A 20,048-nucleotide genomic window follows, 5' to 3' on the forward strand; every position below is an offset into this window, starting at 1 on the left:
CGTCCTCCTTTGTGGATCATCGCAGACCCACCTTGGCACATAGATGCCGTCGGGGGGCGGTCACATCATCAAAGCCGGTCCGAACGCCAAAAGCAGATACAAATTATCAAAAATTGATATTGCGCTTATCAAAAGAGTTCAAGAAGCAGAACCTTGTTGAGCCAAGACAGTGTAATCGCATCAAAGAAATTACCGTCTAGATCACCTATCCATCTTCATGGCCTTAGGCACTTCATTCTGCACCGGGGTGGGTCCGCGCGCCGCTGCGCGGCACTCTCACTCAACTGTCATTCAAGATGGCTACCCCCGGGGCTCCGCCCGTTCGCGCCACAAAAGGTCCACTGGACCTTGTGCCGGGCCAAGGCCCGGACAGGCGCTCACCCATCCATCTTCAGCGCCGAAATAAACGCCTCCTGCGGGATATCCACCTTCCCGAACTGGCGCATCTTCTTCTTGCCCGCCTTCTGCTTCTCCAGCAGCTTCTTTTTCCGCGTGGCATCCCCGCCGTAGCACTTGGCCGTCACGTCCTTGCGCATCGCGGACAAAGTCTCCCGGGCGATGACCTTGCCGCCGATGGCCGCCTGGATCGGGATTTTGAACATGTGGCGGGGGATGAGGTCTTTCAGCTTCTCCACCATGGCGCGGCCGCGGGTTTCGGCGCGGTCGCGATGGACCATGGTGGAGAGTGCATCGACGGGTTCGTCGTTGACGAGGATCTGCATCTTGACGAGGTTGTCCTGCCGGTAGCCGATCATCTGGTAGTCGAAGCTGGCGTAGCCCTTGGTCACCGATTTCAGGCGGTCGTAGAAGTCGAAGACGACCTCGTTTAGCGGCAGGTCGTAGACGACCATGGCGCGGCTCCCCGCATAGGTGAGGTCTTGCTGGATACCGCGGCGGTCCTGGCAGAGTTTCAGCACGTCGCCGAGGTAGTCGTCGGGCACGAGGATCGTGGCCTTGATGCGCGGCTCTTCGAGGTGGTCGACATGGGTCAGGTCGGGCATGTCGGCGGGGTTGTGAAGCTCCCGCATGGTGCCGTCCTTCATGTGGATGTGGTAGATGACCGAGGGCGCGGTGGTGATGAGGTCGATGTCATACTCGCGCACGATCCGGTCGCGGATGACCTCGAGGTGGAGCAGGCCCAGGAAGCCGCAGCGGAAGCCGAAGCCGAGGGCGGCGGAGGTTTCCATTTCGAAGGAGAAGGAGGCGTCGTTGAGGGCGAGTTTCTCGATGGCGTCGCGGAGGTCTTCGAATTCGGCGGAGTCCACCGGGAAGAGGCCGCAGAAGACCACGGGCTGGGAGGGTTTGAAGCCGGGGAGCGCCTTGTCGCAGACCTTTTTCTCGTGGGTGATGGTGTCGCCGACGCGGGTGTCGCGGACCTGTTTGATGGAGGCGGTGAGGAAGCCGATTTCGCCGGGGCCGAGGGCGTCGATTTCCACCATGCCGGGGCGGAAGACGCCGATGCGGTCGACGTGGTGGACCGAGCCGTTCTGCATCATGCGGATGCGGTCGCCCTTTTTCAGCACGCCGTCCATGATGCGGACGAGGACGATGACGCCGAGGTAGCTATCGTACCATGAATCGACGAGCATCGCCTTGAGCGGCGCATCCAGCGTGCCCTTGGGGGCGGGGAGGCGGTGGACGATGGCCTCAAGCGTGTCCTCGATGCCGACGCCGGTCTTGGCAGAGACGCGGATCGCCTCGGAGGCGTCGATGCCGATGACGTCCTCGATCTGTTCGGCCACGCGGTCGCAGTCGGCCGCCGGAAGGTCGATCTTGTTGAGGACGGGGACGATCTCGTGATCGGCCTCGATGGCGTGGTAGACGTTGGCGAGCGTCTGGGCCTCGACCCCCTGGGTGGAGTCCACGACCAGCAGGGAGCCCTCGACGGCGCGCATGGAGCGGGAGACCTCGTAGGCGAAGTCCACGTGGCCGGGGGTGTCGATGAGGTTGAGGACGTAGTCCTCGCCGTTCCGCGCCGTGTAGTTGATCCGCACGGTCTGGGCCTTGATGGTGATCCCGCGTTCTCGCTCGATGTCCATGCTGTCGAGCATCTGTTCCTTCATCTCGCGTTCGGAGACGGTGTTCGTCGACTGGATCAGCCGGTCGGCGAGCGTGGATTTCCCGTGGTCGATATGGGCGACGATCGAGAAATTGCGGATATGTGAGAGCGGTGTCATGGTGGTGGATATGAGGCGGAATGCGGGGGTGGTCAAGGTGGGTTCGATGGGGTGCCTGGAGGTGGGTTTTGGAGGATAGTCAGAACGGCACCAAAGGTGAGCTTATCATCGACTACCAGTCTTGGCCGGAAGAAAAGGAATGGCTTGCAAACGCTACACCGGCAATGCGGAGCACGCTGGCTTATCGATGCGCTTTAAGAACCTTGGGTCTAACAGTACGTCTAGAAAAGATCGAACGTGAAACCTACGTCTTAACGTGCTTCAACTCAGTCATCATTGCTGCACTAAGAGGCGAAGATCATGAAACTCCCGCAAGACATTTTGATAAAAAGCTTGAGTATCTGGCGAGAAAATCAAAATCTGCCTCGTCCGCCAGAATGGCTGCGATAGCGGCGCTGCTTTGCTCATCGACATCGATCTCTGATCAGTCATGTTCACTTGGTACTTCAGGGCTGGCCGTATCTGTCTGGCTTCCCGATAGAGGTCTACTATCGGAACGGAACAACACTGATAGGTCAAATCTTGAGTCTAATAAAACCTTGGGCGGACTATGGGGAGAAGTCGTACTCTCAGAAGATTTCCGTGATCGCGAAAGTGACTTCCGCCGTTTCTTGTCTTCCGATGTAGATTGGGCTTTTTTCGAGTCTTGGTATCAGGGCATGTGGGAGGGCACATGGACGGACTGGGACCTTGCGCATGAGGTGGCAAAGATTGATGCTGAGGTTTGGGAGGAAGGGCTGAGCGCGGTCGCGGCGAAGATCAGAGAGACCGAAGCTGAACTGCTGGCGCAACGCGTACCGCAGGCGGAACAAATCAATTTTGACCCTGAGAGTCTGCGTTTCTCGGTTGAACCGATTTCCGTAGCCAAGCCGGACCTGCTCAGCGCGACCCTCCAGCAGGTTGAGGATGCGCTCGAAGATGTACTGGAAAACCCGACTAATGGTCTCAGTGAGCGCTCACGGGAAGTCCGCGTGATCCGCCGAACCTTGATGAAGTACGGCAACAATCCTCAGCAGGTTGAGATGAGTTTTGTCTCTGCCCACGCAGGGATCACACGGCAGTTGGTCAGTGGTGATCTATCCGCAAGCGAAGAAAACATAGGACTTCAATCAGCTTTGGAAGAGGCGGCTATCGGGATTCGAGCCACCCATCGAGAGGTGGCCAATAACCGCAGAATTCTCAACGAGAGAAAGTTTGTCGAACTTTCTGAGGATCAGCGTCAGTTGCTGGAAGAAGCCCTGCCAATGATGGAAGCGATTTCCGACGAGGATCTAGCAGATGACTGGCGGCATGACATTCCAGAGTTGCTCAACACGTCGATGGGACCGCTTCCATCCGGCGCGCCGGCGTTGCCCGGTGCGGATGCTGCGACGAGGGTTTTCAGCCGCGCCGCAAAAATCAGTATCCTGATGCGCACTTCAAACATTGTTCATGCGATTGACGGAAGCGCGGGATACAAGGCCGTGCGAATTGTGACCACTATCGGGGCACTCGTTGGCTTGGGGCTTTCATTACTTGTTCTGATTTGAGAGTTGGAAGGTTTCGACACCGCGGGCTGAAACCCCGCCCTACCCTTCCCCGAACCGTCCCTCCCCTCCCCCATTCCCGCCACAGTTGCACGAATCCCCAAACCTGTTACGCTAGGTCAACACTGACCACCGAAAGCCGCTCATCATGGCTGCGTTCTTTCGCCCGCTGCGCCGGTTTGGCGTCTTCTTCCTGATCCTTCTGACGATCCTGCTGATCGCGCGGCAAGCGCTGGGGTTCCTGGCGAACGGGTCCACGTACCTTGAGACGGAGATCGTCTTTGGGGTGCGGACCATCGACACGGTGCTGTTGATCCTGTCGCTGACGGTGACGGTGGTGGTCAGCCTCTTTCTCTATGCGATGGTGATCTACCTTGTGGCGCTGGCGCTCAGGGCGCTGATGCGGGCGCCCATCGTGGCCGAGACGCAGCCGATCAACAAGCTCTTCGGGCTGGTGGCGGTGGCGCTGTTCTTTGGCAACCTCTTGGAGACGGTGCTGAACAAGGTGCTGGACCTGATCATCGTGCTTTTCGCCAATCTGTCCTTCGACGTGGTGGGCCACTTTCGCAATGCGCTGGGTTGTATCGACAGCAACGCGGGGTTCCGGCCCGAGGGGTTCGATTACACCTGCATCACGGGGATGTTCAGCGATACCGCGCAGACGCTGCGGCGCATGGCCTTTGAGATATTCGGCAGCGGCGGGCTGGGCGGCATCGACCCGGTGGCGCTGGTGGGGGCGGTGGCGGTGTTCTACCTCGTCACGATTGCCACCAGCCGGGTGCGGTCGGACCTTGCCCCGAAGGAGCAGTTCTGGCTGGCCTACGGGGCGGTGGCGTTCTTTGCCACGTATCTGACGCTGAGCGCGATTCTGGCGGTGCCGCTGTTGAGCGAGGAGACCAGTATCGAGCCGCGCCCTGCAGAGGACCTGCGCGTGGTGCTGGAAGAGATGGTGCCCGCGCAGATGAAAGAGGCCGAGGAAGACACGGGCGGGGCGGAAAAGCTGACCGATCTGCTGACCGACGAGCAGCTGAAGCTGACCGAAGAGATCGACCTGGTGCCGGGCGACCGGGAGATCAGGCTGAGCGAGGTGGCCAACACCATCCGGCGCACGGCGCGCGAACTGGACGGGCGTGTCCTGTCGGTGCGGCTGGCCCAGCTGCGGCTGGCCAGCGACGCCAGCCAGACGGTGAATGCGCAGCTCAAGGCGGCGGTGCTGGTCTACGAGGCGGAAGTGGGCGTGCGCCGGGGGCATCGCGAGGCGAACCGGCATTTCGTCGATCTGACCAACTGGTTCCAGCGGGTGCTGACCGATACGTCCCGGATGCTGGGGAGTTGCGAGGCCCTCGCGACACCGATCGAGCGCGGCTACCAGGGAACGCGGGACGGTGTTTTGCAGATCGTGACGCGTGGCCATGACGGCACCCCGGAGGGGGCGCTGGACATGCTGGAGAACGTGAGCGGATTCCTGGAGGACGAGCTTTTCGGGGCGCGGGACCCGCTCAACAACGCGCAGGCGACCTGCGAGAGCCCGTCCACCACGCGGTACACGCCGCCGAACCGGCGGGAGTATGGCTCGTTCCTCGGGGTTGTGGGGCTGGCGGCGAGCTGGCTGTTGAGTACCGAGTCGATGGAGGTGACGCTGATCACCGGGCTGATCGGGTTCGGGCTGTTGGGCGCGCTGGTGGCGCAGTTCGTCAAATCGGGCGGGCGGCAGGAGTTCGACATGGCGCGGATCGCGACGGTGGTGTTTTCGGGCTTCTGCGCGGCGATTGTCGTTTACGTGGGGGCCTATGGCGGGTTGGCGATTGCCTCGACGGACGGGAGCGATCCGAACCCTTACGTGGTTTTCGGGGCCTGTCTGGTGGGGGCTGTGTTCAGCGCGGAGATCTGGGAGCGGGCGAAAAAGTGGTTCCTGGGCGGCGGGAACGGCGATGGTGGCGATGGCGGGGGCTGACCCCTGCCCTGCGACAATCGAACGCCATTCGTGATTTGCCCCTTTTCGGCGATTGCGGCATAGTGCGTGCCAAGGCGGAAACGGGCCAGATAAGGGACAAATCCCACCGGCCCAGAGGCAAGGCAGTTGTCATGGTAAGACCGGGTTTGGTTCTTGTGGCCCTTCTGGGGCTGGCGGCCTGCGGCGGCGGGACGCGGTATTCTTTGTTGAATGCTGGCTTTGGGGCGCCGGCGGTGCTTTATGCCACGGGGCCCATCCAGAAGGCCTGTCTGGCGCAGGGGCGCAAGGCGGCCTCGAGGGCGAGGTGTGGCTGCATTCAGGCGGTGGCGGACATGGAGCTGTCGTCGTCCTACCAGCGGCGGGGGGCTTCCTATTTCCGCAATCCGGCCAAGTTGCAGGAAGTGCGTCAGTCGGATGCGGCCAGCAACGAGCGGTTCTGGACGGCATGGAAGGCCTACGGGGAGCGGGCGGAGCAATTGTGCGCGGCGTCGTGAGCGGGGCGCGATCTTTTTGAAAAGATCGGGCCGGAATTTTTGAAAATTCCGGTGGTGCGGGCTAGAGGTCGCGGAGCCAGAATTGCAGGGGTTTGGCGGTCTGTTTCGCCTCCCCGATGTCTTTCCATCTGAATTCAGCGATCACGCCCTTGAGCAGGGCGTAGCCGCGAGCGCGCCAGAAAGGGTCGAGCGGGCGGTAGCCTGCGGGTCGGGTGGGGTGGTCGCCCGGGCGGATCACGGCGCAGAAGGCGCATTTGGTGAAGCCGAGGCTGCGGGCGTGGGCCTCGCGCGCGTCGAAGAAGGCATGGCCCGCGCCCCGGCCCCGGTAGTCGGGCAGAAGCACGCTTTCGGCGCAGTAGAAGATGTCATCGAGATCGAGGCCGGTGCCTGCGAAGGGGGCGGCGAAGTCGTCCACGTGATCGGAGAGCGGGGTGCCGGTGCTGGCACCGACGAGACGGTCGCCGTGATACGCGCCGACGACGATGGCGCTGTCGCTGTCGCGGTAGGACTGGAGGTAGCGTTCCTCGTAGGCGAGGTCTCCGTCGTAGAGGTAGGGCCAGTCGCGGAAGACGGCGATGCGCAGGGCGGCGACCTTGGGGAGGGCGTCTGCGAGGGCTGTGCCGGTCAGGGGGCGGATGTCGAGGCTCATGATCGGGCGGGTGCGCGGCTGGCGACGGGGGATGAGTTGTAGGGGAAAGATGAAGCGGGGGGTGGTACGTCAGGACACCTGAGCGGTCCAGCCGGAGAGGCTGTAGTAGGTGGTGACGCGGGTGATCTGGCCGTCTGCGATGGAAAAGAAGGAGCCAGCGGGCAGTTTGTAGGTCTGGCCGTGGGCGGGTGGCAGGGTCCCGTCGGTTTCCAGGTAGGTGCCGTTGACGGTGTATTCGGCGGCGGCGCGGGTTCCATCCTCGTTCACGAAGATCACCATGTCGGTGAGCGTCTCGTCGTAGCAGCGGGACATGTGGGCGCAGAATTCGGCGAAGGCCGTGCGGCCGACGCGGATGGTGCCTTCGTTCACGTGGTGTTCGACGTCCGGCGCGAGGCAGGCGAGCATATCTTCCGTGTTATGCGCGTTGAAGGCGTCGAAGTAGCGTTGGATGAGGTCTTTCACGTGGTCTGCTCCTCAAGCGGGGGGCCGAAGCGTTCGATGAGGCGGCTCACGATCTGGTCGCGGGCAGCGCGGAATTGCGTGAGCTTGGCCTCGCGCGTCTCGCCGAGGCCGGTGGGGTCGAGGATGGGCCAGTATTCCACCTCGAGGTGGAAAAAGCGGGTGAGTTCCAGCGCTCGGCGCTGGGAGGCGGGGGAGAGAGCGATGACGAGGTCGAAGGAGCTGAGGTCGTCGCCCCATTGTTCCATTTCGTCAAAGGAGCGGGAACGGTGGCGGGACAATTCCACGTCCATTTCCTTGCAGACGGCGATGGAAAAGCCGTCGATCTCGAGGTCGTTCTTGACGCCGACGGACTGGACGTAGGTGCCGGTGCCGTAGAATTTCTTCATGATCCCCTCGGCCATGGGCGAGCGCACCGCGTTGTGGTCGCAGCAGAAGAGAACGGACTGGGGAAGCTCCTGTCCCATTTAGCCGCCGAAGTGCAGCACGCAGATCAGGGTAAAGAGACGGCGGGCGGTGTCGATGTCGATCTCGGCCTTGCCTTCGAGCCGTTCCTGAAGCACGCGGGAGCCCTCGTTGTGGATGCCGCGGCGGGCCATGTCGATGGTCTCGATCTGGGAGGGAGGCAGTTTCTTGACCGCCTCGAAGTAGCTTTCGCAGATCTGGAAGTAGTCCTTGACCACCTGCCGGAAGGGGCCGAGGGAGAGGTGGAATTCAGCCGCCTTTTCGGCATTTTCGGTTTCCACGTCGAAGACGAGGCGTTTGTCACGGATCGACAGTCCCAGATGGTAGGGACCCGGAGGCACCGGGCGGTCGTCGCGCTGGGGGATGACGAAGGTGTTGTCTTCGAGGAGGTCGAACATGGCCACCTTGCGCTCCTGCTCGATCTCGGGCGTAGGGGGCGGCAGGTTAGCGTCGTCGAGGTTGATCTGGGTGATGCGGGACATGGGCGCATCCTTCTGGTCTTGAGCTACGGCGCATGGATACGCGAGGCCCCGGGGGATGGCAAATGTTTCACCGCGTCCGTCGCGTGGCGCATCGCGCCGGTCGCTCTCAGGTGCCGTGATCCGCGGCATCGGGACCGTAACGGACAATCGTGAACCCTTCGTCGGCGCGGGGCGGGACGAAATAATCGGCGATCTGGTCGAACTCTGCCTCGGAGACGGCGAAGGCGTGGGTGCCTGCGGCGTTGCGGGCGCGCAGGCGGGCCTTGCAGACCGTGTCTGGCACATCGAGATAATGGAGCCGGTGCGCGACACCCGCGGCGTCGATCAGGCCGCGCATCCATGCGCGGCGGGTGGGCGTGTTGGCCTGGAAGTCGAGGACGACGGAAAGGCCCGCGCGCAGGAGAGACAGGATGTGCGGTGCCATCGCCTGTTCGAGCAGGGCGGAGAAGCGGGCGTAATCGCGGAGCGTGGACATCTCCTCGCCGTAGAGGGTGGCGAGCCATTCATCTTCTGCGATGACGACCGTTCGGGGCGCTTTGGCGAGACGCGCGGACAAGGTCGATTTGCCTGAGGCGACCTTGCCACAGAGAAGGTGAAGCGTTGCCGGGGACATGGGTCGGTCCTAGCGGTTGAGCTTGTCGAGACGCGCGGTGACGCTGAGGCCGTGGGCCTCCAGGCTTTCGGAAGCGGCGAGGGTTTCGGCGGCGGGGCCGATGGCGCGGAGCGCTTCGGGCGTCATGCGGGCGAGCGTGGTGCGTTTCATGAAGTCGAGGACCGAGAGGCCCGAGGAGAAACGCGCGGACCGGGCAGTGGGCAGGACGTGGTTGGGGCCGCCGACATAGTCGCCGATGGCCTCGGGCGTCCATTGGCCAAGGAAGATAGCGCCAGCGTGGGTGATCTGTGCGCTCAGCGCCTCGGGGTCGGCGACGCAGAGTTCCAAGTGCTCCGACGCGATGCGGTTGGAGAGTTCGGCAGCGGTGGCAAGGTTGGGGACGGTGATGATCGCGCCGAAGTCGCGCCAGCTGGCCCCGGCAATGGCGCGGCGGGCGAGGGTTTCGAGGCGTTTGTCGACGGCCTTTGACACCGCTTGCCCGAATGCGGGGTCGGTGGTGATGAGGATCGACTGGGCGGATTCGTCGTGCTCGGCCTGGCTGAGCAGGTCGAGGGCGATCCAGTCTGGGTCGTTGTCGCCGTCTGCGATGACGAGAATTTCGGAAGGGCCTGCGATCATGTCGATGCCGACCTTGCCGAAGACGCGGCGTTTGGCGGCGGCGACGAAGGCGTTGCCGGGGCCGGTGATCTTGTCCACGGGTTGGATCGTTTCGGTGCCGTAGGCGAGGGCCGCGACGGCCTGCGCGCCGCCGATGCGGTAGACCTCGTCGACGCCGGAGAGATGCGCCGCGAGCAGCACCAGCGGGTTGAGGACGCCGTCGGGCGTGGGCACGACCATGGCGAGCCGTTCGACGCCCGCCACCTTGGCGGGGATCGCGTTCATCAGGACCGAGGAGGGGTAGCTGGCGAGGCCGCCGGGGACGTAGAGGCCCGCCGCCGAAACCGGGGTCCAGCGCCAGCCGAGGGTCGCGCCCGCCGCGTCGGTCCATTGGGCGTCCTCGGGAAGCTGGCGTGCGTGGTATGCGCGGATGCGCTCTGCCGCCTGCTCCAGCGCTGCGCGCTCTTCGGCAGAGACCTCTCGGGTCGCTTGTGCGATCTCATCGGTGGTGATGCGCAGGGTGGCGGGGGTCAGCGTGACGCGGTCGAATTTCGCGGTGAGCTCGATAAGGGCCGCGTCGCCACGTCTGCGCACGTCGGCAATGATCGCGGCAACCGTGTCATCGACATCGGGGCTGTCCTCGCGCTTGGCAGAAAGCAGCGCAGCGAAGCGGGTTTCGAAGTCGGGGGCTGTGGCGTCGAGGGTCACGGGCATTTGCGGGGTCGCTCCAAAAGAGATGAATGCCTCCGGCGGGGACTTTATCTGGCCAGAAAGAGTTGCAGGGCAGATAGCGGGGATTGACCGGGGTCTCAAGGGTAGGGGCGTGGTCGGATTTTCCTGCCTCCGGCGGGGAATTGATCTGGCAAGAAAGTGGGGGATGCGGAAAGTGCGGAATGGGCAGCCGTGACGCGGCGGTCAGGCGGTCGATACCGGCGCTGCGGATGGGATCATGCGCCGTGGTCGGGGCGTTTGCCGGAGGGTGCGCGGTAGGGTTTGGTTACGTCGCGCAGCGAGACCTCGATGGCCTCGACGCTGAGGCGTATGGCACCGTCGCCCGCAAGGGTCAGGTTGATGTGGCCCGAGGGGGCGTCGGTTTCCTCGAACGAGAGGCTGAGGAGCGACAGGATCGTGTCGGGATCGCCCTTGGGCACGCCCTGGCTGGCCACGGCCTGCACGGTGTCGAAAATCAGCAGGGAGCGAACGCGTTCCGGGGCGTGGCGGTCTTTGCCCCTGTCCTCCCAGCGGACGCGGTTCACGAGGATCGCGAAGCGGCGGGATTTGCGCTGCCATTGCATTTCGGAGGCCGGGAAGACGGCGTCCTGGCAGAGCGAGGAGATTACCTGCAGGTCCTCGGCATCGAGCGCGCCGAGGTTCAGCGGGGCCTCGCGGCCGTCCTCGAAGCGGGCGTCCTCGGTCATGTCTCCTTGATCCGCTCGATATCGGCACCGACGCCGGAGAGCTTGGCCACCACGTGTTCGTAGCCGCGGTCGAGGTGGTAGACGCGGGCGACGCGGGTTTCGCCCTCCGCCGCGAGTCCGGCGAGGATGAGCGAGACCGAGGCGCGCAGGTCGGTGGCCATCACCGGCGCGCCCTTGAGTTTCTTAACCCCGGTGACGGTGGCGGTGCCGCCGTGGACGTCGATGTCGGCCCCCATGCGGATGAGTTCGGGGGCGTGCATGAAGCGGTTCTCGAATATTCTCTCTTCCAGCACCGACGTGCCATCGGCGGTACAGAGGAGCGCCATCATCTGCGCCTGCAGGTCGGTGGGGAACCCGGGGAAGGGTTCGGTCGTCACGTTCACGGCGCGGATGCGGCCGTTCTTGCGCGTGACCTTGAGACCACGGTCGGTTTCCGCGACGCTGACGCCCGCGGCATCCAGCTTTTCGCAGAAGGCGGAGACAAGGTCGATGCGGCCGCCCAGCAGTTCCACCTCGCCGCCGCAGATGGCGGGGGCGAGCATATAGGTGCCGAGTTCGATCCGGTCGGTGACGACGCGGTGTGTGGCCCCGTGCAGGCTGTCGACGCCCTCTATGGTGATGGTGGAGGTGCCGTCGCCCTCGATCTCAGCCCCCATGGCGCGCAGGCAGGTGGCGAGATCGACGATCTCTGGTTCGCGGGCGGCGTTGTTGATGACGGTGGTGCCTTTCGCAAGCGTGGAAGCCATCATGATGTTCTCGGTGGCCCCCACGGAGGCGAAGGGGAAATCGATGACCGCGCCTTTCAGCTTACCACCCTGCGCTCTGGCATGAAGGTAGCCGTCCCTGAGCTCGATCTCGGCGCCCATCTTGGCGAGCCCGTCGGTATGGATGTCCATGGGCCGCGCGCCGATGGCGCAGCCGCCGGGCAGCGAAACCTCGGCGTGGCCCTCGCGCGCGAGGAGCGGCCCGAGAACGAGGTTGGAAGCGCGCATCTTGCGCACGATGTCGTAATCCGCCCGGGTGCTGATCGGCCCGTGGCTGGCCATTGCGAGGACCTTGCCGTCCTGAAGCGATGTGACCTCGGCCCCCAGCGATTGCAGCAGCTGGGTCATGGTGCGGATGTCCGAGAGGCGCGGTGCGCCGGTCAGCGTCAGCGGTTCCTCGCTCAGGAGCGTGGCGGGCATCAGCGTGAGGCAGGCGTTCTTGGCCCCCGCGATCGGGATTTCGCCGTGGAGCGTCTTGCCGCCCCTGACCAGAATCGAATCCATTCTACCTGCTTTCCTCGGTCGGGCCTTCGCTGGCCTTTGTGGTCTTGCTTTCGGCTGCCCTCGCGCGGGCCTGTGCCTTGCGCCGGGCCATGTTGGCCTTGAGCGCGGCCTTAAGCCGTTCCTCGCGCAGTTCCGCCTGAGATTTGGGTGTCGAAGCCCCGCCGCCCTTTGCCATGGCGCCTGTCTAGCGCAGGGTTGCGGAAGGGTCCAGATTGGGGTTGCAGTGATTTTGGTTTGCCGCTAATGACCGCGCTCATCGGCGCTGCTGTAGCTCAGAGGTAGAGCACTCCCTTGGTAAGGGAGAGGTCGAGAGTTCAATTCTCTCCAGCAGCACCATTTGCTTCCCCTCGCCCTCTCAAGAAATCGCGCCGCCTTGGAGGAATCCCTGATTCTCCAACCAGGCTTTCACCTTGATGCCCATTTGATCTCGGCCGCCGGACCGGACGGGACCGAAAGCTTTCGTCGCCGCGTCGGGGACAGGCCGCTTTTGGTGGATTTTCCGGAACCGGCGTGCGCATTCTGCGCGGGAAGCGGTGGGCGATATGCTACGCATTGCGCAACGGGAACCAAGGTACGGGGGAATCTTTTGTCGGAGGTGTTCGTTCTTTCTGCCGGGCGGTCGGGGTCGACGCTGCTGACGCGGATGTTGCAACAGAACGATGCGCTCTGTTCCGTTTCGGAATTCTGGACCTCGTTCCTGATGCAGGGGTTCGGCGATCCCGTGGTAAGCGGTGCGCGGTTTTGGGAGCTGCTGTCGGTCTCGCCGACCTGGTTCGGGAATTTTGTCGCCAAGGCGCGGGCGGCGGAGGCGATGCCGTCGGAAATCATCTATGATGAAGCGCGCGGACGGTACCGGCTGGAGGAGTGTCCGCCGCTTCTGACCATGACCCTGCCCGCGCTGACCGACGATCCGGACAGCCTGTTCGATCTGCTGGCGGACGAGGTGCCGCGCTGGGGCCTTGCCCGGGTCAGTGCCCATGCCGCACGGCTCTTTTCCTTTCTGCGCGGGCATTTTCACAGGCGTCTCTGGGTGGAGCGCTCTGGGCTGAGCTATTGGTACGCGCCAGACATGATCAGCGCCTATCCCGATGCACGCTTTGTACATCTTGTGCGGAACGGGCGAGAGGTGCTGCTGTCGATGATGGGGATGCGGTTCTTTGATCCGATCGTGCGGTTCGACTGGCTGACCGGCAGGCTGGAACATCCGGATAGGCCTGTGCGACGGCGGATATTCTTCAAACACCGCAATGTCGCGCGGGCGCTGATGCTGCGCTTTGCGGATGCGGAGCGTGTCGTGACGGGCCAGCATGGCCGCGCGCGGCCTTACAGTCTGCCGGACCGGCTGGACCACGGGCGGCAGGCACATATCTACGCGCGGTTCTGGGCCGGGTCGGCCGACCTGGCGTTGCAGGCCATGGAGAGCTTGCCGCCGGAGCGGCTGCATGTCCTGAGATACGAGGATATGGTCGATGATCCGCGCGGAACGCTTGGCGATCTGATGGCATTCATGCTGCCGGGCGAGGATCACGTCGACTGGATCGAACGGGTGGCGCATATGCCGCGCGTGCAGAAAGGGCGCTGGGACGACCTTGATCCGGAGGTGGCGCGACAGGTCGACGAGATCATCGCGCCGGTGAACGTGCGGCTAGGGTATGGGTGATCTGCCTTACGGGGCTGCGATGGCGGCGCCGTTCTGGATGAGCGTCTCGATCTGCTGATCGGCATAGCCTGCCTCGCGCAGGATGTCGCGGGTGTGCTGGCCCAGCTGCGGCGCCGCGCGCGTCACCCTGGCGGGGGTGGCGGAGTATTTTACCGGGTGGCCGATGGCCTTGACCGGGCCTGCGGTGGGGTGGTCGACCTCGACGATCATCTCGCGGGCCAGCGCCTGTGGGTCGCGGTGCATTTCGGGGATCGTCAGCACCGGGCCAGCGGGGACCTTGGCGTCTTCCATGCGGGACAGCCAGTTGTCGGTCGTGTCGGTCTTCAGCACCTTTTCGAGGATCGGGACGAGGTCAGGCAGGTTTGCCATGCGGTCGGCGTTGGAGGCGAAACGGGGGTCGTCGTTCAACTCTTCGGCGTGGATCGCCGTCAGGAAGCGCAGCCAGTTGGTCTGGTTCGCGGCGCCGACGTTGATCCAGCCGTCGGCGGTGGCGAAACACTGGTAGGGGGCGTTAAGCGGGTGAGCGGAACCCAGGGGCTGCGGCGTGTCGCCGGTGGCGAAGGCGAAGGCGGATTGCCAGTAGGTCTGGACGATGGCGGCCTCGAAGAGCGATGTATCGACCTTCTGGCCCTGCGCGGTTTTCAGCACATTGCTGTAGGCCGCCGAGATACCCATGGCCGCTAGGATGCCCGCGTTGATGTCCGAGATGGGGGCGGCGACCTTGACCGGCGGGCGGCCCGGGCCTTCGCCGGTGATGGACATGAGGCCCGACATGCCCTGGGCGATGAGGTCAAAGCCGCCGCGTTCGGCGTAGGGGCCGGTCCGGCCAAAGCCGGAGATTTCGCAGTAGATCAGTCTGGGGTTGATCTTGAGCAGGTCATCGAAGCCGAGGCCGAGGCGTTCCATCGTGCCCTTGCGGTAGTTCTCGACCACCACGTCGGCCTCGGCCAGCAGCTTGCGCAGCACCTCAAGTGCGGCGGGGTCCTTGAGGTTGAGGGCGATGCCGCGCTTGTTGCGGTTCATCATCATGTAGGCCGCCGCCTCGCCATTGATCTGAGGCGGGACCATGCGGCGGGTGTCGTCGCCGGTGGGCTTTTCCACCTTGATGACGTCCGCACCCATGTCGGCCAGCATCATGCCGCAGACGGGGCCCGCCATGATATGCGCCAGTTCAATGACCTTGACGCCTGCGAGGGGGCCGGACATGGCTATTTGCCCTTCCACTGGGGTTTCTGCTTGGACAGGAACGCCTCCATGCCGTTGCGGAAATCCTCGCTCATGTAGCAGAGCGTGATGAGGTCGTCGTCGTCGACAGATATGGCTTTCTGGTTGCGGCGCATCGCTTCCTTGGTGGCGCGCAACGTGAGCGGGGCCATCTGGCCGACGGTCGCGGCGAGGTCGGCGGCGCGGGTCATCAGCGCGTCTTCGTCCGGCAGCAGTTCCGAGACGAGGCCCACGGAGAGCGCTTCGTCGGCGAGCATGAGGCGGGCGGTGAAGATCAGCTCGCGCACGCGGCCGGGGCCGATGAGGCCGGAAAGGCGCGCGAGGTTGCCAGCGGCGAGGCAGTTGCCGAGGGTGCGGGCGATGGGAAAGCCGAATTTGAGGCTTTGCGAGGCGATGCGCAGGTCGCAGACGGCGGCGATGGAGGCACCGCCGCCTGTGCAGGCCCCGTTGATCGCGGCGATGGTGGGCAGCGGGCAGCATTCGACCGCCCCCAGCACCGCCTCGATCTGCGCCTCGTAATCAAGCGCATCCTGCGGTGTCTCGAAGGCGCGGAACTGGCTCATGTCGGTGCCTGCGGCAAAGGCCTTGCCCCCTGCCCCCGAGATCACGATGGCCTTGATGCTGCCGTCCGTGGGGACGGTGCGGCAGGTCTCGGCCAGTTCCTTGTACATGCCAAAGGTCAGGGCGTTACGCGCGGCGGGGCGGTTGAAGGTCAGCCAGAGCGTGCCGTCACGCGTTTCCTGCAGGAGTTCGGGGGCAGTGTCGGTCATCTGTAGAAATACTCCACCAGGAACATGGGGACGGCAGGCACATAGGTGCAGAGCATCAGTACGATCAGCAGCACCAGCACGAACCAGATGTTGACCTTGGACACGGACCAGATGTTGGCGCGCGCCACCGAACAGGCGGTGATCAGGACCGAGGCCACGGGTGGTGTCTGTTGCCCGATGGCGAGGTTGAGGGTGACGACAAGGCCGAAGTGCACGGGGTCGATGCCAGCGGCGGTGATCAGCGGGATCACGATGGGGATCACGAGGATGATCGCTGCGGCGGAGTGCAGGAAAAAGCCGATGATCAGGAAGAAGACGTTCAGGATCAGGAGAATCATCCACTGCTGCGTGGTGATCGACAGGATGCTTTCGGCCAATTGCTGCGGAATCTGCGCGCGGGTCAGGAAGCCGCCCATCAGCACCGATGCGGCGACCAGCAGCATCACGACAGCGGTCTGGATGCCGCCGTCAAGCAGCGCGCGGCGCAGGTGCGCCACGTCGAGGTTGCGGTACCAGGCCGAGACCAGCAGGGCCGCCAGCACGGCAAGGCCCGCCGCTTCGGTCGCGGTGACGTAGCCGCCGAAGATGCCGCCGAGGATGATCACCGGCAGGGTGAAAGCGGGCAGCGCGTCGATGAAGGTTTCGCGCAGGTTGCGCATATTGAAGGCTTCCTCGACCGGGAAGTTGTAGCGCTTGGCGAAGATATAGGCGACCAGCATCAGGCCCCCCGCGCCAATGAGCCCCGGCACAATGCCCGCGACGAAAAGCTGTTCAACGGATGTGTTGGCCGAGGCCGCGTAGAGGATCATCGGGATCGAGGGCGGGATGATGATTGCCAGCGACGCCGAGGACGAGGTGACGGCCGCGGAGAATTCCTTGGAATAGCCGCGTTTCTTCATCTGCGGGATCAGGATTGAGCCCATGGCGGCCACGTCCGCCACGGCAGAGCCCGAGATCTCGGCGAAAAACAGCGACACGCCGATGTTCACCATGGCAAGGCCGCCCCGGATAAAGCCGATGATCGCGGTGACGAAGTTGATCAGCCGGTCGGTCACACCGCCCGCGTTCATGATGGCGCCGGCCAGCACGAACATGGGGATCGCAATCAGCGAGAACTTGGTCGACCCGTCGTACATATCGAGCGCGATGGTCACGAGGCTGTCCGCACCTTCGGTCAGGAGAAGGCCCAGCACGCCGCACATGGCGAGGGCCACGGCGATGGGAATGTTGATGCAGATCATGACCAGCATCGCGATGAAAATCGAAGCCATCAGCATCAGACGCGGTCCTTGTTCTTTTCAAGCTCGGTTTCGACCTCTTCCTCGATCTCGGCATGTTCGAGAGAGATGCCCGAGGCCGTGAGACGCCAGTAGTTCGGCAGGCTGAGGACCTGGCAGAGCATGAAGAGGATCGCCCCGATGGGTATGACGGATTGGGTGAACTGCACTGGCACCCAGGTAAGGGAGATCAGGTTGTCGCCCTCAAGCACCTCGAGCACCTGGAAACCGGCGCGGGCCATGAGGAAGAAAAACAGCAGAACAATCGCCTCGCCCACCAGCAGCGCGGCGAGGCGCAGTTTCGGGGGCATGGCCAGCAGCACCGTGTCGAAACCGATGTGGCGACGGTGGAGTGCGGCAAGCGCCGAGCCGTAGTAGGTGATCCACGCGAGCAGGATCGCGGCGACCTCGTCGTACCAGGAAAAACTTTGCCCCGCGAGGCGGGCGATCACCGCGACGGTGACGACGGCGGTGAGGATCACCATCAGAAGGATCGTGATCCACTGCAACACGGCGCTGAGAAAGGCGACGATGCGCGGCAGGACGCCTGTAATGAACTGCTCCATGGGGGGCCTGTCAGGGTTGAGGAATGGGGCTGCCGCGATCTGAGGCGACCACGGCAGGTTGGCATGTCTGCGGGAAAGGCGGGCGGCGGCAGGGCCGCCGCCCAGGGCCGGGATCAGCTGCCGCTGGCGAGACCCAGAACGGCGTCGATCATTTCCTGACCGCCTTCCACTTCGGCGGCGAAGGCCTCGTAGATCGGCTTGGAGGCTTCGACGAAGGCATCCTTGTCGGCCTCGTTCACCTCGACGCCTGCGGCCTTGATCACGTCAAGCAGCTCGGTTTCGAGCCGCGCGGCTTCCTCGTAGGTGAAATCCTGCTGCTTGGCGGCACACTCCCGCAGGCCCGCCTGAACGTCCTCGGGCAGGGCCGAGAAATGCTTTTGCGAGGCAAGGATGTAGGCCGGCGTGTAGACGTGGCCGGTGATCGACAGGTACTTCTGCACTTCCTGGAACTTGGCCGAGGCGATCTGGGCATAGGGGTTTTCCTGCCCGTCCATCACGCCGGTCTGAAGTGCTGTGAACACGTCCGAAAAGGCCATGGGCGTGGGGTTCGCGCCGTATTCCTGGAACATCTTGACGCGCCAGACACCGTTGGGCGTGCGCAGCTTGATACCGTCGAGGTCCGCAGGCACGTTGATCGGGCGCACGTTGTTGGTGATGTGGCGGAAGCCGTTCTCGGCCAGACCGACGATGTGATAACCTTCGGCCTCGGCGGCCGACTGGAACTTGTCCATCATGGCATCCTGCACGCGGCGCATGTGGTCGCGGTCACGGATGATGTAGGGCATCTCGAAAATGCCGAAGATGTCGCTGACCGAGGACATCACCGAGGACGGCAGCGCGAAATCCACCTGGCCAAGCTTGAGCTTTTGCAGAAGCTCCTTGTCCTTGCCCAGCTGGGACGAGCCGAAGGTCTGAACCTCGACCTTGCCGTCCATGGACGTGTTCACGCATTCGGCAAAGTTGTTCACGCTCGCCTCGAAGAGCGAGCCGGGGTTGCCGACGTGACCGAATTTCAGGGTCATGTCCGCCGCATAGGCGGTTCCGGCCATGCCGATGGCGGCCGTGGCCGCGATCAGTTTCGCGAATAGTTTCATTGGTAGTTCCTCCCGTTAAAAGACTGGCCGTTTCGGCCTTGGTTATTCTGCTGCGATATGCATCGCCTGCGTCGTGTCGAGCACCTCCATCGCTGCCGCGACACCGCCAGCATTGTGTGGAACACCGGCCTTTGTCAGACCCATCTCCACGCCTGCAAGCGTCGCGATCAGCATCAGATCGTTGAAATCGCCAAGATGCCCGATGCGAAAGACGCGGTCGGCGACCTTGGAGAGCCCGTTGCCGAGCGAAATGTCGAAATGTTCCAGCGTCGTGGCACGGAACTGGTCCGCGCTGTGGCCCTCGGGCATGAGGACGGCGGTCAACACGCCGCTTTCCTGTCCCTGCGTGGCGCAAAGCACCTCGAGACCCCAGGCACGGACGGCGGCGCGCGCCGCCTTGCCGTGACGGGCGTGGCGGGCAAAGACGTTGTCGAGCCCTTCCTCGTGCAGCATGTCGATGGCCTCGTTCAGGCCGTAAAGCAGATTGGTGCCGGGGGTATAGGGGAAATAGCCGGTCTTGTTCGGCCCCAGCATCTCGGCCCAGTCCCAGTAGGAGCGCTGGAGTGTCGCCGACTTGTGCGCGGCCAGCGCCTTTTCACTGATCGCGTTGAAGGACAGGCCCGGCGGCAGCATCAGGCCCTTTTGCGAGCCGGAGACGGTGACATCGACGCCCCATTCGTCGTGGCGATAGTCGAGCGAGGCAAGGCCCGAGATCGTGTCGACCATGAAGAGCGCCGGGTGGCCCGCCGCGTCGATGGCCTTGCGAATGGCCGCGATGGGCGAGACGGAGCCGGTGGAGGTTTCGTTATGGACAACGCAGACCGCCTTGATCTCGTGCCCCTTGTCGGCGGCGAGATGCGCCTCGATGGCGTCAGGATCGGCCCCGCCGCGCCAGTCGCCTTCGATGAACTCGGGCTTGAGCCCCAGCTTGTCGGCGATCTTTTTCCAGAGCGTCGCGAAATGCCCCGTCTCGAACATCAGCACGCGGTCGCCGGGCGAGAGCGTGTTCACCAGCGCCGCCTCCCATCCGCCGGTGCCGGAGGACGGGTAGATGATGACCGGCTGTTCGGTCTTGAAGATGGTCTTGATGCCGCTCAGCGCGCGCTGGCCCACCTTGGCGAACTCCGGGCCGCGATGGTCGATGGTCTGGCGCGAGATCGCGTGAAGGATGCGTTCGGGGACGGCACTGGGTCCCGGTATCTGCAAGAAGTGACGGCCGGCACGGCGCATGGATGGTCTTCCTCCCCTTGGAGCCGACACTGCCGCCTTTTGACTGGCGGTTGGGTTCGGGCATTTCCAGTTGTGCATAATAAATTTTGAATTCATAATTGAGTCAACAGGTATCTGACCCCCGG

General features: G+C 63.7%; 21 protein-coding genes and 1 tRNA gene. 6 read left to right on the forward strand and 16 right to left on the reverse strand.

The genetic code is table 11. From position 1 onward, the window contains the following. The coding region (locus tag AB2B41_RS18555; protein ID WP_367879318.1) for a hypothetical protein at positions 1 to 200 on the forward strand (200 nt) is incomplete at its 5' end. A gap of 177 nt (positions 201 to 377) precedes the next feature. Here the strand turns inward: AB2B41_RS18555 and lepA are convergent. Next, positions 378 to 2,177, reverse strand: coding sequence for a translation elongation factor 4 (gene lepA / locus AB2B41_RS18560; protein WP_367879319.1), 1,800 nt, complete (start codon positions 2,175 to 2,177; stop codon positions 378 to 380). Between the two features lie 68 nt (positions 2,178 to 2,245). Here lepA and AB2B41_RS18565 point away from each other — a divergent pair, with 68 nt between their 5' ends. The 3 genes from AB2B41_RS18565 (at position 2,246) to AB2B41_RS18575 (ending at position 6,151) form a co-directional block, all read left to right on the forward strand. After that, complete coding sequence (locus tag AB2B41_RS18565; protein ID WP_367879320.1) at positions 2,246 to 3,706, forward strand: hypothetical protein; 1,461 nt, start codon at positions 2,246 to 2,248, stop codon at positions 3,704 to 3,706. A 145-nt stretch (positions 3,707 to 3,851) separates the two neighbouring features. Next, positions 3,852 to 5,657, forward strand: a complete 1,806-nt coding sequence (locus AB2B41_RS18570) for a hypothetical protein (protein ID WP_367879321.1) — start codon at positions 3,852 to 3,854, stop codon at positions 5,655 to 5,657. Positions 5,658 to 5,788: 131 nt separating this feature from the next. Beyond that, positions 5,789 to 6,151 (forward strand): hypothetical protein, encoded by a 363-nt coding sequence (locus tag AB2B41_RS18575; protein WP_367879322.1) that lies wholly within the window; start codon positions 5,789 to 5,791, stop codon positions 6,149 to 6,151. Between the two features lie 61 nt (positions 6,152 to 6,212). On the opposite strand, the gene AB2B41_RS18580 is transcribed toward AB2B41_RS18575, so the two are convergent. The 9 genes from AB2B41_RS18580 to AB2B41_RS18620 form a co-directional block, all read right to left on the reverse strand. Beyond that, complete coding sequence (locus AB2B41_RS18580; protein ID WP_367879323.1) at positions 6,213 to 6,800, reverse strand: GNAT family N-acetyltransferase; 588 nt, start codon at positions 6,798 to 6,800, stop codon at positions 6,213 to 6,215. Between the two features lie 69 nt (positions 6,801 to 6,869). Next, a complete protein-coding gene (locus AB2B41_RS18585) occupies positions 6,870 to 7,262 on the reverse strand; it encodes a ketosteroid isomerase-related protein (RefSeq protein WP_367879324.1) in 393 nt (130 codons plus the stop codon). Continuing rightward, entirely contained in the window at positions 7,259 to 7,726 is a 468-nt protein-coding gene (locus AB2B41_RS18590; RefSeq protein WP_367879325.1) for an arsenate-mycothiol transferase ArsC, read from the reverse strand. The genes AB2B41_RS18585 and AB2B41_RS18590 overlap by 4 nt, the downstream gene beginning before the upstream one ends. Continuing rightward, positions 7,727 to 8,335, reverse strand: a complete 609-nt coding sequence (locus tag AB2B41_RS18595) for a UPF0262 family protein (protein WP_367879380.1) — start codon at positions 8,333 to 8,335, stop codon at positions 7,727 to 7,729. It abuts the gene before it with no gap. Then, on the reverse strand, positions 8,313 to 8,819 hold the full coding sequence (locus AB2B41_RS18600; RefSeq protein ID WP_367879326.1) for a P-loop nucleotide/nucleoside kinase family protein: 507 nt from the start codon (positions 8,817 to 8,819) through the stop codon (positions 8,313 to 8,315). The genes AB2B41_RS18595 and AB2B41_RS18600 overlap by 23 nt, the downstream gene beginning before the upstream one ends. A gap of 9 nt (positions 8,820 to 8,828) precedes the next feature. Beyond that, positions 8,829 to 10,130, reverse strand: coding sequence for a histidinol dehydrogenase (gene hisD / locus AB2B41_RS18605; RefSeq protein ID WP_367879327.1), 1,302 nt, complete (start codon positions 10,128 to 10,130; stop codon positions 8,829 to 8,831). A 233-nt stretch (positions 10,131 to 10,363) separates the two neighbouring features. After that, positions 10,364 to 10,834: a DUF2948 family protein gene (locus AB2B41_RS18610; protein WP_367879328.1), complete on the reverse strand. Its 471-nt coding sequence runs from the start codon at positions 10,832 to 10,834 to the stop codon at positions 10,364 to 10,366. Continuing rightward, entirely contained in the window at positions 10,831 to 12,102 is a 1,272-nt protein-coding gene (gene murA, locus AB2B41_RS18615) for a UDP-N-acetylglucosamine 1-carboxyvinyltransferase (RefSeq protein ID WP_367879329.1), read from the reverse strand. The genes AB2B41_RS18610 and murA overlap by 4 nt, the downstream gene beginning before the upstream one ends. 1 nt (position 12,103) lies before the next feature. Next, positions 12,104 to 12,277 carry a hypothetical protein gene (locus tag AB2B41_RS18620; RefSeq protein WP_367879330.1) on the reverse strand — a complete coding sequence of 58 codons (174 nt, stop codon included), beginning with the start codon at positions 12,275 to 12,277 and terminating at the stop codon, positions 12,104 to 12,106. An 86-nt stretch (positions 12,278 to 12,363) separates the two neighbouring features. Between AB2B41_RS18620 and AB2B41_RS18625 the strand changes: the two genes are divergently transcribed. After that, positions 12,364 to 12,438, forward strand: a tRNA-Thr gene (locus AB2B41_RS18625). Positions 12,439 to 12,697: 259 nt separating this feature from the next. Next, positions 12,698 to 13,762, forward strand: coding sequence for a sulfotransferase (locus AB2B41_RS18630; protein WP_367879331.1), 1,065 nt, complete (start codon positions 12,698 to 12,700; stop codon positions 13,760 to 13,762). Between the two features lie 6 nt (positions 13,763 to 13,768). Here AB2B41_RS18630 and AB2B41_RS18635 read toward each other — a convergent pair whose 3' ends face one another. From AB2B41_RS18635 to AB2B41_RS18660, 6 genes are all read right to left on the reverse strand, one after another. Then, entirely contained in the window at positions 13,769 to 14,968 is a 1,200-nt protein-coding gene (locus tag AB2B41_RS18635) for a CaiB/BaiF CoA transferase family protein (protein ID WP_367879332.1), read from the reverse strand. A gap of 2 nt (positions 14,969 to 14,970) precedes the next feature. After that, positions 14,971 to 15,756, reverse strand: a complete 786-nt coding sequence (locus AB2B41_RS18640) for an enoyl-CoA hydratase/isomerase family protein (protein WP_367879333.1) — start codon at positions 15,754 to 15,756, stop codon at positions 14,971 to 14,973. After that, positions 15,753 to 17,033: a TRAP transporter large permease gene (locus AB2B41_RS18645; protein WP_367879334.1), complete on the reverse strand. Its 1,281-nt coding sequence runs from the start codon at positions 17,031 to 17,033 to the stop codon at positions 15,753 to 15,755. Before AB2B41_RS18645 ends, AB2B41_RS18640 begins: the two co-directional genes overlap by 4 nt. Then, complete coding sequence (locus AB2B41_RS18650; RefSeq protein ID WP_367879335.1) at positions 17,033 to 17,599, reverse strand: TRAP transporter small permease; 567 nt, start codon at positions 17,597 to 17,599, stop codon at positions 17,033 to 17,035. The genes AB2B41_RS18645 and AB2B41_RS18650 overlap by 1 nt, the downstream gene beginning before the upstream one ends. 113 nt (positions 17,600 to 17,712) lie before the next feature. Further along, positions 17,713 to 18,693, reverse strand: a complete 981-nt coding sequence (locus tag AB2B41_RS18655; protein WP_367879336.1) for a TRAP transporter substrate-binding protein — start codon at positions 18,691 to 18,693, stop codon at positions 17,713 to 17,715. 42 nt (positions 18,694 to 18,735) lie between these two features. Then, positions 18,736 to 19,923 (reverse strand): pyridoxal-phosphate-dependent aminotransferase family protein, encoded by a 1,188-nt coding sequence (locus AB2B41_RS18660; RefSeq protein ID WP_367879337.1) that lies wholly within the window; start codon positions 19,921 to 19,923, stop codon positions 18,736 to 18,738. Between the last annotated feature and the right edge of the window lie 125 nt (positions 19,924 to 20,048).

Source organism: Sulfitobacter sediminis, from assembly GCF_040811725.1.
GTDB lineage: Bacteria > Pseudomonadota > Alphaproteobacteria > Rhodobacterales > Rhodobacteraceae > Sulfitobacter > Sulfitobacter sediminis.

Excerpts from the sequence above, each read along its gene's own strand:
- lepA (WP_367879319.1), bottom strand. The coding sequence starts at position 2,177 with ATGACACCGCTCTCACATATCCGCAATTTCTCGATCGTCGCCCATATC.
- AB2B41_RS18570 (WP_367879321.1), top strand. The coding sequence starts at position 3,852 with ATGGCTGCGTTCTTTCGCCCGCTGCGCCGGTTTGGCGTCTTCTTCCTG.
- AB2B41_RS18575 (WP_367879322.1), top strand. The coding sequence starts at position 5,789 with ATGGTAAGACCGGGTTTGGTTCTTGTGGCCCTTCTGGGGCTGGCGGCC.
- AB2B41_RS18580 (WP_367879323.1), bottom strand. The coding sequence starts at position 6,800 with ATGAGCCTCGACATCCGCCCCCTGACCGGCACAGCCCTCGCAGACGCC.
- AB2B41_RS18590 (WP_367879325.1), bottom strand. The coding sequence starts at position 7,726 with ATGGGACAGGAGCTTCCCCAGTCCGTTCTCTTCTGCTGCGACCACAAC.
- AB2B41_RS18595 (WP_367879380.1), bottom strand. The coding sequence starts at position 8,335 with ATGCCGCGGATCACGGCACCTGAGAGCGACCGGCGCGATGCGCCACGC.
- AB2B41_RS18600 (WP_367879326.1), bottom strand. The coding sequence starts at position 8,819 with ATGTCCCCGGCAACGCTTCACCTTCTCTGTGGCAAGGTCGCCTCAGGC.
- hisD (WP_367879327.1), bottom strand. The coding sequence starts at position 10,130 with ATGCCCGTGACCCTCGACGCCACAGCCCCCGACTTCGAAACCCGCTTC.
- AB2B41_RS18610 (WP_367879328.1), bottom strand. The coding sequence starts at position 10,834 with ATGACCGAGGACGCCCGCTTCGAGGACGGCCGCGAGGCCCCGCTGAAC.
- murA (WP_367879329.1), bottom strand. The coding sequence starts at position 12,102 with ATGGATTCGATTCTGGTCAGGGGCGGCAAGACGCTCCACGGCGAAATC.
- AB2B41_RS18620 (WP_367879330.1), bottom strand. The coding sequence starts at position 12,277 with ATGGCAAAGGGCGGCGGGGCTTCGACACCCAAATCTCAGGCGGAACTG.
- AB2B41_RS18635 (WP_367879332.1), bottom strand. The coding sequence starts at position 14,968 with ATGTCCGGCCCCCTCGCAGGCGTCAAGGTCATTGAACTGGCGCATATC.
- AB2B41_RS18640 (WP_367879333.1), bottom strand. The coding sequence starts at position 15,756 with ATGACCGACACTGCCCCCGAACTCCTGCAGGAAACGCGTGACGGCACG.
- AB2B41_RS18645 (WP_367879334.1), bottom strand. The coding sequence starts at position 17,033 with ATGCTGATGGCTTCGATTTTCATCGCGATGCTGGTCATGATCTGCATC.
- AB2B41_RS18650 (WP_367879335.1), bottom strand. The coding sequence starts at position 17,599 with ATGGAGCAGTTCATTACAGGCGTCCTGCCGCGCATCGTCGCCTTTCTC.
- AB2B41_RS18655 (WP_367879336.1), bottom strand. The coding sequence starts at position 18,693 with ATGAAACTATTCGCGAAACTGATCGCGGCCACGGCCGCCATCGGCATG.
- AB2B41_RS18660 (WP_367879337.1), bottom strand. The coding sequence starts at position 19,923 with ATGCGCCGTGCCGGCCGTCACTTCTTGCAGATACCGGGACCCAGTGCC.